This is a genomic window from Pseudomonas sp. GW821-FHT02A08 (assembly GCF_059422045.1).
This window is the reverse complement of sequence record NZ_JBWKWD010000002.1, coordinates 51,194-63,490: the sequence shown is the minus strand read 5'-3', so window position 1 is coordinate 63,490 and position 12,297 is coordinate 51,194. Positions and strand designations below refer to the sequence as shown.

The 12,297-nt window shown below is 61.1% G+C and carries 12 protein-coding genes; 3 read left to right on the top strand and 9 right to left on the bottom strand.

Features of this window, described 5'->3' with window-relative positions:
* Positions 1-8 precede the first annotated feature (8 nt).
* Positions 9-821 (top strand): bifunctional DNA-formamidopyrimidine glycosylase/DNA-(apurinic or apyrimidinic site) lyase, encoded by an 813-nt coding sequence (gene mutM / locus AC07W4_RS02170; RefSeq protein ID WP_008048316.1) that lies wholly within the window; start codon positions 9-11, stop codon positions 819-821.
* A gap of 141 nt (positions 822-962) precedes the next feature.
* Here mutM and AC07W4_RS02165 read toward each other — a convergent pair whose 3' ends face one another.
* From AC07W4_RS02165 to AC07W4_RS02145, 5 genes are all read right to left on the bottom strand, one after another.
* Complete coding sequence (locus tag AC07W4_RS02165) at positions 963-1,214, bottom strand: YfhL family 4Fe-4S dicluster ferredoxin (protein WP_003195146.1); 252 nt, start codon at positions 1,212-1,214, stop codon at positions 963-965.
* 102 nt (positions 1,215-1,316) lie between these two features.
* Positions 1,317-1,796: a pantetheine-phosphate adenylyltransferase gene (coaD, locus tag AC07W4_RS02160; protein ID WP_007939322.1), complete on the bottom strand. Its 480-nt coding sequence runs from the start codon at positions 1,794-1,796 to the stop codon at positions 1,317-1,319.
* A gap of 115 nt (positions 1,797-1,911) precedes the next feature.
* Positions 1,912-3,507 (bottom strand): GMC family oxidoreductase, encoded by a 1,596-nt coding sequence (locus AC07W4_RS02155; RefSeq protein ID WP_495031340.1) that lies wholly within the window; start codon positions 3,505-3,507, stop codon positions 1,912-1,914.
* Positions 3,508-3,639: 132 nt separating this feature from the next.
* On the bottom strand, positions 3,640-4,185 hold the full coding sequence (locus tag AC07W4_RS02150; RefSeq protein WP_495031339.1) for a twin-arginine translocation pathway signal protein: 546 nt from the start codon (positions 4,183-4,185) through the stop codon (positions 3,640-3,642).
* Positions 4,186-4,213: 28 nt separating this feature from the next.
* Positions 4,214-5,644 (bottom strand): coniferyl aldehyde dehydrogenase, encoded by a 1,431-nt coding sequence (locus AC07W4_RS02145; protein WP_008048319.1) that lies wholly within the window; start codon positions 5,642-5,644, stop codon positions 4,214-4,216.
* Between the two features lie 145 nt (positions 5,645-5,789).
* Here AC07W4_RS02145 and AC07W4_RS02140 point away from each other — a divergent pair, with 145 nt between their 5' ends.
* Both AC07W4_RS02140 and AC07W4_RS02135 read left to right on the top strand, forming a co-directional pair.
* Positions 5,790-6,461 (top strand): TetR/AcrR family transcriptional regulator, encoded by a 672-nt coding sequence (locus tag AC07W4_RS02140; RefSeq protein WP_495031338.1) that lies wholly within the window; start codon positions 5,790-5,792, stop codon positions 6,459-6,461.
* A gap of 32 nt (positions 6,462-6,493) precedes the next feature.
* A complete protein-coding gene (locus AC07W4_RS02135; RefSeq protein WP_495031337.1) occupies positions 6,494-7,348 on the top strand; it encodes a sulfurtransferase in 855 nt (284 codons plus the stop codon).
* Between the two features lie 121 nt (positions 7,349-7,469).
* Here the strand turns inward: AC07W4_RS02135 and AC07W4_RS02130 are convergent, their stop codons facing one another.
* From AC07W4_RS02130 to AC07W4_RS02115, 4 genes are all read right to left on the bottom strand, one after another.
* Positions 7,470-8,309, bottom strand: coding sequence for an AraC family transcriptional regulator (locus tag AC07W4_RS02130; protein WP_495031336.1), 840 nt, complete (start codon positions 8,307-8,309; stop codon positions 7,470-7,472).
* Between the two features lie 3 nt (positions 8,310-8,312).
* Positions 8,313-9,332 (bottom strand): hydrolase, encoded by a 1,020-nt coding sequence (locus AC07W4_RS02125; protein ID WP_495031335.1) that lies wholly within the window; start codon positions 9,330-9,332, stop codon positions 8,313-8,315.
* A gap of 73 nt (positions 9,333-9,405) precedes the next feature.
* Positions 9,406-10,851, bottom strand: coding sequence for a M16 family metallopeptidase (locus tag AC07W4_RS02120; RefSeq protein ID WP_495031334.1), 1,446 nt, complete (start codon positions 10,849-10,851; stop codon positions 9,406-9,408).
* The gene (locus AC07W4_RS02115; protein WP_495031333.1) at positions 10,844-12,190 is read right to left on the bottom strand and encodes a M16 family metallopeptidase; all 1,347 of its coding nucleotides are present in this window, start codon (positions 12,188-12,190) and stop codon (positions 10,844-10,846) included. Before AC07W4_RS02115 ends, AC07W4_RS02120 begins: the two co-directional genes overlap by 8 nt.
* Positions 12,191-12,297 lie beyond the last annotated feature (107 nt).

Genomic DNA, 12,297 nt, shown 5'->3' with positions numbered 1-12,297 from the left:
AGAGCACCATGCCTGAATTGCCAGAAGTCGAAACCACCCGTCGCGGTATCGCGCCGTACCTGGAAGGCCAGCGTGTCAGCCGGGTGATCGTGCGTGACCGGCGCTTGCGCTGGCCAATTCCCGAAGACCTCGATGTGCGGCTGTCCGGGCAGCGCATCGTATTGGTGGAGCGGCGCGCCAAGTACCTGCTGATCAATGCCGAAGTCGGCACCTTGATCAGCCACTTGGGCATGTCAGGCAATTTGCGTCTGGTGGAGGCCGGGCTGCCAGCGGCCAAGCATGAGCATGTGGACATCGAGCTGGAGTCGGGCCTGGCCCTGCGTTACACCGACCCGCGACGTTTCGGCGCAATGCTCTGGAGCCTCGATCCGCTCAATCATGAGTTGCTGATTCGCCTGGGGCCTGAGCCGCTGACCGACCTGTTCGACGGCGAGCGATTGTTCCAGCAGTCCCGTGGACGTTCGATGGCGGTCAAGCCGTTCATCATGGATAACGCGGTGGTGGTGGGCGTGGGCAATATCTATGCAACCGAAGCGTTGTTCGCCGCAGGCATAGATCCGCGCCGAGAAGCCAAGAGCATTTCCCGTGCGCGTTACTTGAAGCTGGCCATTGAGATCAAGCGTATCCTGGCGGCCGCCATCGAGCGCGGCGGTACCACGCTGCGGGACTTTATCGGTGGTGACGGTCAGCCGGGTTATTTCCAGCAGGAACTGTTCGTGTACGGCCGTGGCGGCGAGCACTGCAAGATCTGTGGCACGGGGCTGCGGGAAGTGAAACTCGGGCAGCGCGCGAGTGTTTTTTGCCCGCGTTGTCAGAGCTGATCGTCAGTTATAGCTTCAGTGAGGCTGATGACGCCTTCGCGAGCAAGCCCGCTCCCACACTGGATCTGCGTCGTACACAAATCCCCTGTGGGAGCGGGCTTGCTCGCGAAGAGACCCGCAAGAGCGCTGGAAACCTGAGAATCAAGCCTTGCCGGTAATCTTCCGGTATTTCTCCATCAACTGCTCTTCAGTCTCCGGATGAGCTTCGTCCAGTGGAATGCAATCCACCGGGCAGACTTGCTGGCACTGCGGTTCGTCGTAGTGGCCGACACACTGGGTGCACAGGTTCGGGTCGATCACGTAGATCTCTTCGCCTTGGGAAATGGCGGCGTTCGGGCACTCGGGTTCGCAGACGTCGCAGTTGATGCAATCGTCGGTGATGATCAGGGACATGCTAACTCCAGCCGGGGCGGCAGGCCCGGGCACAATAAACCAATGCGCACAATTGTGCCGCATTGGCGCCCGCAGTGCACGCGGGCGCCGCTTGAGCGGTGCTTACTTCTTGAAGCGTTCGGTCAGTGCGTCCGCCACCACTGGGTGCACGAACTTGGTGATATCGCCGCCCAGGGCTGCAATTTCACGAACCAGCGTCGAGGAAATGAACGAGTAGCGTTCGGACGGGGTAAGGAACAGGCTTTCCACATCCGGCGCCAACTGGCGGTTCATGTTGGCCAGTTGGAACTCGTATTCGAAGTCCGACACCGCGCGCAAACCACGCAGGAACACGTTGGCATTCTGCTCTTTGGCGAAGTGCGCCAGCAGCGTCGAGAAGCCGACGACTTCAACGTTCGGCAGATGTTTAGTGACCTCGCGCGCCAGTTCCACACGTTGTTCCAGAGGAAACAGCGGGTTTTTCTTGGGGCTCGCGGCGACGGCGATGATCACGTGATCGAACAGGCGCGAGGCGCGTTCGACCAGATCGCCATGGCCCTTGGTAATAGGGTCGAAGGTACCTGGGTACAACACTCGGTTCATCGCGTCGTCCTGGCGGGAATCCGTTGGGGAGTCGGATGGTATCGCAGCCTTCCCGGTCGGCCAAGTCGCCTGTTGGGTAAGAAAGCACTATAGACGATGGGAATTATCGTTATTTTCATGGGTTTTTTAAACGTTCGGCCAGGGATGTCGCCAGTTGCGCCGTCAGTCCGTAGACCGACAGCTGCGGATTGGCGCCAATGCTGGTGGGGAACAGCGAGCCGTCGTGAATCGATAGATTGCCCAGTTGATGATGCCGGCCGAGGCTATCGGTCACCGCGTTTGTCGGGTCTTCACCCATGGCGCAACCGCCCATCACATGGGCACTGCCAAGGCGCGTGCGATACAACTCCAGACTCAGGCCGTCGATCAGCGTGCGGGCTTCGGCGAGGGTCTTCACGTAGCGGGCGTCGGCGTGCATCGGCATCACGGCCTTGGCGCCACCGGCAAACTGGATCTCGGCCATGGTATGGAACGCCCGGCGCAATCCATCCCAGGCGTAGGGTGATAGCTGGTAATCCAGTACCGGCGTGTCGTCGCTGCGCAATTCGACGCTGCCACCGGGGCTGTCCGGGTGAAACCCGTCCCGCAGCAACGCCAGCATGGCGTGGGTATGGGCCAGATTGGCCATGTGTTGCGAGTTTTCCTGACCGAAACCACCGAGCAATGTCGTGGCCAGCGCCGGGTGCAGGGGCGGGACTTCCAGTTTGTAGGACATCCTGCCCGTGGTGCCGTCCTGCCATTGGAAATGGTCGGAATAGATCGACTGCGGCGCGCCGTAGAAGGGGTTGACCACTTCGTCGAACAGCGCGGCGGACATGTTCACCGGGTGCAGGAACGTGCGTTTGCCCAGGCGCTTGTGCGGGTCGGGTGCCCCGGAGCGCATCAGCAAGGCCGGGCTGTTGATGCCGCCACCGGCCAGCACGAAATGCCGCGCCTTGACCGTGATGGTGCGCCCGGTCGGTGCGACGCAGCGTTCATCCATCGCCGAACATTGCAGGCCGGTGACCTTCTCGCCGCTGATGTCAAGTTTTTCGGCGCGGGCCAGGTAAAGCAGCTCGCCGCCTTTTTCCAGGGTCGCTGGAATGGTGGTGACCATCATCGATTGCTTGGCGTTGGTCGGGCAGCCCATGCCGCAGTAGCCGAGGTTCCAGCAGCCGCGAACGTTGCGCGGGATGACGTGCCATGAGTAATTCAGTGCTTCGCAGCCCTTGCGGATCACATCATTGTTGGCGTTGGGTGGCACCATCCACGGCGCGACGCCCAGGCGTTGCTCCATTTTCTCGAACCACGGCGCCATTTCCGCCGGGCTGTGGCCCTTGACGTTGTGCTCTTTGGCCCAGTGTTCCAGGGTCGGCTCCGGGGTGCGGAAACTGGAGGTCCAGTTGATCAGCGTGGTGCCACCCACCGCCCGGCCCTGGAGGATGGTGATCGCGCCGTCCTTGCTCATGCGGCCGATGCCTTCCTGGTAAAGGCTGGCGTAGGCCTGGTCTTCGAGCAGCTTGAAGTCGCTGCTGGTCTTGAGTGGGCCTTCCTCGATCAGCAGCACCTTGTAGCCGGCCGCGCTGAGGATTTCAGCGGTGGTGCCGCCACCGGCACCGCTGCCGATGATCGCCACGTCCGCTTCGAGTGTCAGGTCCTGGGTCAGTTGCGAGCCGTTGTAGGTTTTCCAGCCTCGGGCCATGCCTTCGCGGAACGGATCGGGTACGGGCATCTTCGGATTCTCTTTTTATTATGGTTCAGGTGCTGTGGTGATAAGACTGACGCCTTCGCGAGCAAGCCCGCTCCCACAGGGGCACGCGGTCAATGTGGGAGCGGGCTTGCCCGCGAAGGGGGCGACTCGGTATCAGACGGTGGGCGGCCCGGGATACCCGCAATGCGCCCACGATTCCTTGCGGCCGTACCAGGCCATCATCACCAGTTGCAGCAAGGAGCTGTGGCCCATGCGCAACAGGCTCAACGAGCTGTTTTCCCAGCGATCGAGAAAGGCCCGGATGTCGTTGGCGCTGGCGTTGTCCCAGCTGCCCCAGATCCCGGTCAGCGGCCCGCGGGTCACGGCCATGCCCAGCACATCGAACAACTGCTGGGTCAGCTTGAGCATTTCCGGCGACAGGTGGGCGAGGCTGTAGTCCAGGCTTTTCAGTGTGCCCTCGACAGCCTCGGGCATCCGTTCGGTGGTCACGGCACCCTCGAGCATGACCGGAATCAATGCCCGCAAAAACAGCAGGTCGCCGCTGCGTAACGTGACGAAGCCATTGGCCGGAACGCTCGACGAGCAACCGCTGAGGCTGGCTCCGAGCCCGGCGGTGGCGAGGAAAGCTGTGGCGCCAAGGCTGAATTTAAGCAGCCCGCGCCGTGACAGCGTGGGTGTATCGGACAGGCTGGGGTTCATTATTGTTATTACCCGACGGTGATGATCGTTAGCGGATGAACAGCTTCTGGATCAGCTTCTGGATGGATTTGCCGTACGGCGGATAGATCAACTTCGCGGCGTTGAACCGTTGTTTGATCAGCACGCCCTTGGCCTTGCTGAAGGTCAGGAACCCTTCATGGCCGTGGTAGTGGCCCATGCCCGAGGCACCGATGCCGCCGAACGGCATGTCGTCCTGGGCGACGTGCAGCAGGGTGTCGTTCAGGCACACACCGCCGGAATGGGTTTCGTGCAGCACGCGCTGTTGTTCGCGTTTGTCGTAGCCGAAGTAATACAGCGCCAGTGGGCGAGGGCGCTGGTTGATGTAGGCAAATGCCTGGTCCAGATCCTTGTACGGTACGATCGGCAGCAGCGGCCCGAAGATTTCATCCTGCATCACCGTCATCTCGTCCGTGACGTTGAGCAGCAGGCTATGGCCCATGCGGCGGCCCTGACCCTGTTCGAACAGTGGCATCAGTAGCGCACCCTTGCTGGTGGCGTCGCTGACGTAGCCGTTGAGGCGTGCCAGTTGTCGCTCATTGATGATCGCGGTGTAGTCCGGGTTGTCGGCCAGCGTCGGATAAAACCCGCGGACGGCAGCGCGATAGGCTTCGACGAAACCTCCGACGCGATCCTCCGGCACCAGCACATAGTCCGGGGCCACGCAGGTCTGGCCGGCATTCAAGGTCTTGCCGAAGGCGATGCGCTCGGCGGCGTCCTTGAGCGGCACATCCCGGGAAACAATGGCCGGGGACTTGCCGCCCAGTTCCAGGGTCACCGGGGTCAGGTTTTCCGCGGCGGCGCGCATGACGTGTTTGCCGATGCTGGTGGCACCGGTGAACAGCAGGTGATCGAACGGCAGGCGTGAAAAGGCTACGCCCATATCCGCCTCGCCCAGGACCACGCAAACCAGGTCTTCGGGGAAGATTCGCGCCAGCAGTTGCTTCATCAGCAGGCCGGTCGCGGGGGTCGACTCACTGAGCTTGAGCATCACCCGATTGCCCGCCGACAGCGCGCCGACCAACGGACCTATGGCCAGGTACAGCGGATAGTTCCACGGCACGATGACCCCGACCACGCCCAGCGGTTGGTAAACCACTTTGGCCGAGGCGGGCTGGAAGGCTGCGCCAACCTTGCGTCGCGAGGCTCGCATCCAGCCCTTGAGGTGTTTGCTGGCGTAGTGGATGCCGTGCAGGCTGGGCATCAGCTCGGCGAGCAGGGTTTCATCGGCGCTGCGATGACTGAAGTCCTGGCTGATCGCATCGATCAGGGCCTGGCGTTCATTGTTCAACAAATCCTTTAGAGCCTTGAGCCATTGCTGGCGCTGCGCGGCCGGAGGCATCGGGTTGGCGGCGTAGGCGGCACGCTGGGCGTCGAACAGGGCCTGAAGTTCCTCCAGCGGCTGCTGTAGGTTCTGCAGGTAGGAAATTTCAGCAGTCATGGTCGGCTCCGGATTTATTGTAATGAAGCACTTTTTAGAGTCTATGCTCTAAAATGTCAAATGACATCCTGGAACAGCTTTGTTTTATCCGCTCGCGGATAGATCTAAGATGCCCGTCAACGCACTCTGAATTAAAGCTCAAGCCATGGCCCCACGGATCAAAACCAGCGAGCGCATCGTGCAGAACAGCCTGGAGCTGTTCAACCAGCAGGGCGAGCGCAGCATCAGTACCAACCACATTGCTGCCCACATGGAAATATCCCCGGGCAATCTGTACTACCACTTCCCGAACAAGCAGGCGATCATCGCCGTGTTGTTCAGCGAGTACGAAAGCCTGGTGGACAGCTTCCTGCGCCCGCCCCAGGGACGCGCTGCCACGGTGGAAGACAAACGTTTCTACCTCAAGGAACTGCTGTCGGCGATGTGGCGCTACCGCTTCCTGCATCGCGATCTCGAACATTTGCTCGACAGCGATCCGGACCTGGCCGACCGCTATCGACGCTTCTCCCAGCGCTGCCTGATCCAGGGTTCGGCGATCTACGAAGGTTTCGTCGCCGCCGGCATCCTGAAGATGGACAAGGTGCAGATCGAATCCCTGACGCTCAATGCCTGGATCATCCTCACGTCCTGGGTGCGTTTCCTGTGCACCACGCGGGAAAACTCCAGCCACCTCAGCGAGCAAGCCATTAAACGCGGTGTGTATCAGGTACTGGTGCTGGAAGCCGGGTTCGTCACGGATCAGTCCCGCGATGCGGTCAATGCGTTGTTCGAAGAGTTTTACGTGCCCCTGGCCCAGGCGCTGGAAGAAGTACAGTAGGATCAAGACCGACTTAAGCACAGGAGCCCGCTATGCCCATTGCGCAATTGATCAGCCCACAAGCACTGGACCTGAAAAAGGACCAGCCGGGACTGGTGATTCTGGATTGTCGTTTTGCCCTCGAAGACCCGGATTACGGTCAGCGCAGCTATGCCGAAGGGCACATCGCCGGTTCGAGCTATGCCGACCTTGAGCGTGATCTGAGTGGCGCGGTGGTCAAGGGCGTGACCGGGCGTCATCCGTTACCCGAGCCGGCGCAACTGATCGAGCGCCTGCAAGCCTGGGGCATCAATGCCGATAGTGAAGTGGTTCTGTATGACGACGGTCCGGGTGCCTATGCGGCGCGGGCCTGGTGGTTGCTGGCGTGGTTGGGCAAACGCGACGGTGTATTCATCCTCGACGGCGGTCTCAAGGCCTGGCACGCGGTCGGTTTGCCGCTGAGCCTGGATGCGCCGAAGGTTACCCGTGGTTCCTTCACCGGCAGTCCTGACATGGCGTTGCTGATCAGTGTCGAGCGGCTGCAAAAGCGCCTCACCCGGCCGGAATTGACCCTGCTCGATGCCCGCGCATTGCCGCGTTTCAAGGGTGAAGTGGAACCGATCGATCCGATTGCAGGGCACATTCCCGGTGCCCAGTGTGCGGCGTTTACCGAGAACCTGGGTAGTGACGGGCGCTTCTTGCCGGCCGATCAGCTCAAGCAGCGTTTTGCCGCGAAACTGGGCGACCGTTCGCCGAATGATCTGGTGGCGTACTGCGGTTCCGGCGTGACGGCGTGCCACAACCTGTTTGCGTTGTGTCTGGCCGGTTATCCACTGGGTTCGTTGTATGCCGGGTCGTGGAGCGAGTGGATCAACGAGCCTGCGCGGGGCATTGCCACTGGCGAATAAACACCACACAACCCTGTGGGAGCGGGCTTGCTCGCGAAAGCGGTAGATCATTCAACATTGATGTTGACTGACACGACGCTTTCGCGAGCAAGCCCGCTCCCACATTGGTTTTTTGTCGCTATCAGGATTTGGGCAGTTGCCGGGCACTGCGATACGCCCCCGGTCCAACCCCATACACTTGCTTGAACTGCCGGCTCAGATGGCTCTGGTCGGCAAACCCCAGTTGCGTCGCAACTTCCAGCGGCAGACAACCACTTTGCAATAACCCTCGAGCCCGGGCGATGCGCTGCTGCATCAACCAGGTGTGCGGCGGCATGCCGGTGGCCCGGCGGAATACCCGGGCGAAATGAAATGGCGAGAGGTTGACCGCCGCCGCCAGCGCCTCCAGTGAAGGCGGAGCTGCCAGCTGCGCGTGCAGCAATTCCTTGGCCAGGCTCACGGCCCGGTGTTCCTTGCCAGGTTTGCCGCTATCGGGGACCGCCGCATGGCGTTGCAACAGCGACAGCATCAGCTCGCGCCACGCGGTTTGCTGTTGCAGTGCGGTAGCAGGGCTTTCCAGCAAGCGGTGCAATTGACAGAACCCGTTCACCAGATCCTGATCGCGATACAGCGTGGCGCTAAAGGTCGGCGGGTTATGGGTCGGCAGTTCGAGTTCGGCCAACAGCGAGAGTATCTGTTCGCTGTCGGGATAAAACGCCCGGTACAGCCAGCCATCCTCCGTGCCCTTATGGCCGGTGTGCAATTCATCGGGGTTGATCAGCACCAGCGTGCCGCTGCCCGCCAGGTGTTCGGCGCCGCGATAGCGATAACGCTGGGCGCCCGCCATGATCATGCCGATCACATAGCCGTCATGCACATGGGGCGCGAAACGATGATCGATGTAGCGTGCGGACAACAACTCGACCCCGGCCAGTGGCGGGGTTTGCCAGAAGTGGATCGACTCGCCTTGATTCGCGCCCATGCTTCAAACGCGCCCTACGGCGCCCAGCCACTCGGGGATGCGCCGTTCAAGGTAATAACCCGGTTGCCTGAGCGTGCCATCGACAAAGCCGACATGCCCGCCCTTGGCTTGCAGTTCGAATTGCGTGCAAGCGGACAGTTCATCGACATGCGGCAGGCTGTGGGGAAACACGAAGGGGTCGTCGGCGGCCTGGATCATCAAGGTCGGCGTGCGAATTTCGCCAAGGAAATAGCGGCTGGAGGCGCGGCGATAGTAATCCTCGGCATCGGCGAAACCGTGCAGTGGTGCGGTGACGCGGCCGTCGAAATCCCAGAACGTGCGCATGTTTTCCAATGACCCGAGGGCCGCCAGGGCTGCCAGGCCGTCCTCGCGTCCGTCGTGCTGGAACTGTCGCTGTTTGTTCTTGATGTAGGCGACCATCTCGCGCATGAAATGCGCCTGGTAAACCTTGGAGAAGCCCTGGCCGATACGGTCGGCGCACTGGTCCAGGCGGAACGGCACCGACACCGCCACCGCGCCCATCAAGTCGCTGTCGCTGCCGGTTTCGCCCAAATGCTTGAGCAGGACATTACCGCCCAGGGAGTAACCCACCGCATACAGTGGCGCCAGAGGTCGTTTGGCCCGCAAGTGCCTGATGGTTTCGGCCAGGTCTTCGCTGGCGCCGGAATGGTAGCTGCGCGGCAACAGGTTGGGTTCGCCCGAACAACCGCGCCAGTTCAGCGCGACGCTGGCCCAGCCTCGGTCGCCCAGGGCTTTTTGCATGCCGGCCACGTAAGGCGAATTCGACGAACCGGTGAGCCCGTGCAACACCAGCACCAAGGGTGCGTCGGCGCTGTGCGGGCCGTGCCAGTCGAGGTCGAGAAAATCGCCGTCCTCAAGCCAAAGACGTTCGCGTTCGCGGCCGATGTGCACGGTTTTACGCCACAGCGGCCCCCACAAGGTTTGCAAGTGCGGATTGCCGATGCCGAAGGCGGGGGTGAAGGACGGCGGTGAGGCCAGTGCGGGGTGCGGTTGCACAGTCATTCTCGGTGGAAGTGTTCATGAGTCTGCCCGAAGAAGCGGCGGGACAGCGCCGCGACCGCGTCATCATGGCAGTCTAACTTGCCACAATCTTGCCAGGTACGCGACACATGGCATTGGTTGCGCTTTCGCTCGGAGCTGGCAGCGGTTGCTGATCTGTCTTCGGCCCCAGAATGACAGCGCGCCATTGGTCGGCGTGGTGATGCCGATTGAGCGCGCTTTTGATTGAAGCGGGGCTCAGCTTCAAAGCTGCTTGCGTGGCAAAGTCGAGGTCCAGCGGCAGATTTTGTACGCTGATGGCGTACAACTGTCTCAGAATCTGCATATTGGTAGCGCCGTTCAACGGCGCGCTACCGGCCAGTTGCTGTTGGCTGTCTTCGAGTTCCTGTTGGGTTGGCCCTTGGGCGAGGAAGTCGCTGAACATCGTCTTGATGTGGGCCAGCACGGCATCGGCCTGCTCTGGTCGGGTCTGCAGTTCAATGGTCAGCAACCCTTGTGCCTGAAGGGCAGAAAGGTCGGCTTCAACGTGGTAGGTCAGGCCTCGGCGTTCACGCAGTTCATTGGTCAGCCGGTTGGTGAAAACCCGCATGGCCATCTGCAGCGCGACGTAGTCCGGACCGCTCCGCAGGACACTTGGCTGGGTAAGGCGCAGGTAAGCCTGGGTCGATGGTCGCTCAACGCGCAGCAGGTTCGGGGCCGCGGGACTTGTCACTGGCTGGATCGCGGCAGTGGCCGGTCCCGGGGGCAAGGCCGCGGCTATCTGTGCACCGATGCGCTGGGCTTCTTCCTCGGTGAGGTCGCCGACCAGGGTGATCTGGGCATTGCCCGTGGCATAAGCCTCGCGATGAAAGTCTTGCGCCTGGGTGCGGGTGATGGAGGCAAGCCCGGCCCGGGTTCCGTAGAGGGACTGAGCATAACCGTGGTCGGGAAGCATCTGGCCGAGATTGGCTTTTTGGGCTTGAGCTGCATGGGACTGATCCTCAAGATCCAGAAAGTACTGCAGTTGGGATTTCACCGCAGGCAGGGACTCTTCCGGCAACAGCGGTTTGCCGAGAACCTGGGCAAACAGTTCCAGGGCTGGAGCGCGCCGTGATTCGTCACTCAAGCTACGCAGGGAAAACCAGGTCCGGTCCTGGCTGATACCCATATCCATCCTTGCACCGAGATTATCGAACGTCGCCTGTATGGCATTGACGTCCTTGCCCGCCACACCCTCATTCAAAAGGCTATAGGTGACCGCGGCCAGGCCGGGTTGATCCGGGGTGTGGGCGCTGCCGGCGGCAAAGCTCACAAGGGCATCGAACATCGGCAGGTCAGGGGTGCGGATGAACAGGATTTTTGTTCCGTTGAGGGTTTTGTAACCCTTGATCGGCAGTGTGCGGTGGATAGCCGGAGTGTGGGGTTCATTGAGCGATTGCAGCGCTGGTTTCTGGGGGGCCGTGGTTGTAGTGGCAGGGGCCTGTGCACTCAACAGCATACCGGCCAGGATTACTCCTTTGATAAGGCCTTTGAGCTTATCCATTGGTTTTCTCCGGCAGGATTTTCGCGGTACTCAGGCGCTCACGCGTCAGGTAAGTCTTTGCGGCTTGTTGAATATCCAGGGGAGTGACTTTGCTCAACTCATCCGTATCCTGATCGGCCAGCCGCCAGTCCAGGCCGATGGTTTCCAGCAGGCCCAAGGTGTTGGCCTGCCCTTCCAGATCATCCTGCGCATAAACCGAGTTAGCGATCAGGAGGTTTTTCGCGCGCTCCAGTTCTATCGGTTCCGGTGCCTTGCTCTTCAGTGATTCGATCACCTGCCACAGACGGGTGAGGGCTTCATCGGCGTCATTGGGCTTGTCCGGGTTGAGCTGGGTGCTGATGGTCAGTAACGAATCGCCGCGATTGAAGGCGTCGTACTCTGAGCGGGCCTCAGTGAATATCGCTTCGCTCAGTTGCAGTTGTTGTTTGATCCGCGCGCTACTGGATCCGGCCAGTAACATGTCAAGCAGGCGCAGGGCATGGACGGTTCGACGATCCGGTGCCGTGGCCAGACTGGGCGCGTTGAAGCTCATGATCAAACGCGGGGAGGCTACGGGTGCGTGCAGGGTCAGTGACCGTTCACCGGCAGAAGCCAGCTCGACGGGGGCAGGTGCCACGGGTGTCGCACGTCGCTCAAGGTGGCCGAAGTGCTGCTGTGCAAGGGCCTTGATCCGCTCGGGCGCAACATCGCCAACGACCACCAGCGTCGCATTGTTCGGCGAATACCAGGCCTGATACCACTGCCGCAATTGCACGGCGTTCATGCGTTGCAAGTCGTGCATCCAGCCAATCGTCGGGGTGCGGTAGCCGCTGGCCGGGTAGGCAATGCTGTTCAGTCGTTCTTGAGCCGATTCGGTGATCTCGTCATCAACGTACATCCGGCGCTCCTCCTGAATGACCTTGAGCTCCGGCGTGAAGTCCTGTGCATCCAGCTCGGCCGTACTCATCAGGTCGGCCAGTATTTCGAACGCGACGCCAGTGCGGCCGGAAGGCAGGGTCTGGTAAAAAACTGTGTAGTCAGTGTTGGTGGATGCGTTATGACTGGCGCCAAGCTTATCCAGTACCGCCATGAACTCTCCGGCGCAGGCCTTGCTGCTGCCTTTGTAGACCATGTGTTCGAGGGCGTGGGACAGGCCCGACTGGCCGGGCGGTTCGTAGCTTGCACCGACCTTGATCCAGAGTTGGGCGGTGACGATGGGGGAGCGGTGGTCCTCGCGCACGACAACCTTGAGGCCGTTATCCAGTACGAAGTCTTGCGTCGCAGGGGGTGTCGCCGCGCTGGCCATGAGCGGCAGCCAGGCGATAAAGGGCAGCATGAATGTGCTGCGGGAGATGTTCATCCGTGTTCATCCTCAGTGGTTTGCAGGTAATTGCGCAAAACCACTGTGGATGATCCATAAGGACGTCAGGCGGTAACTATGTAGTGCACTTCACGACCGGTTTGGGG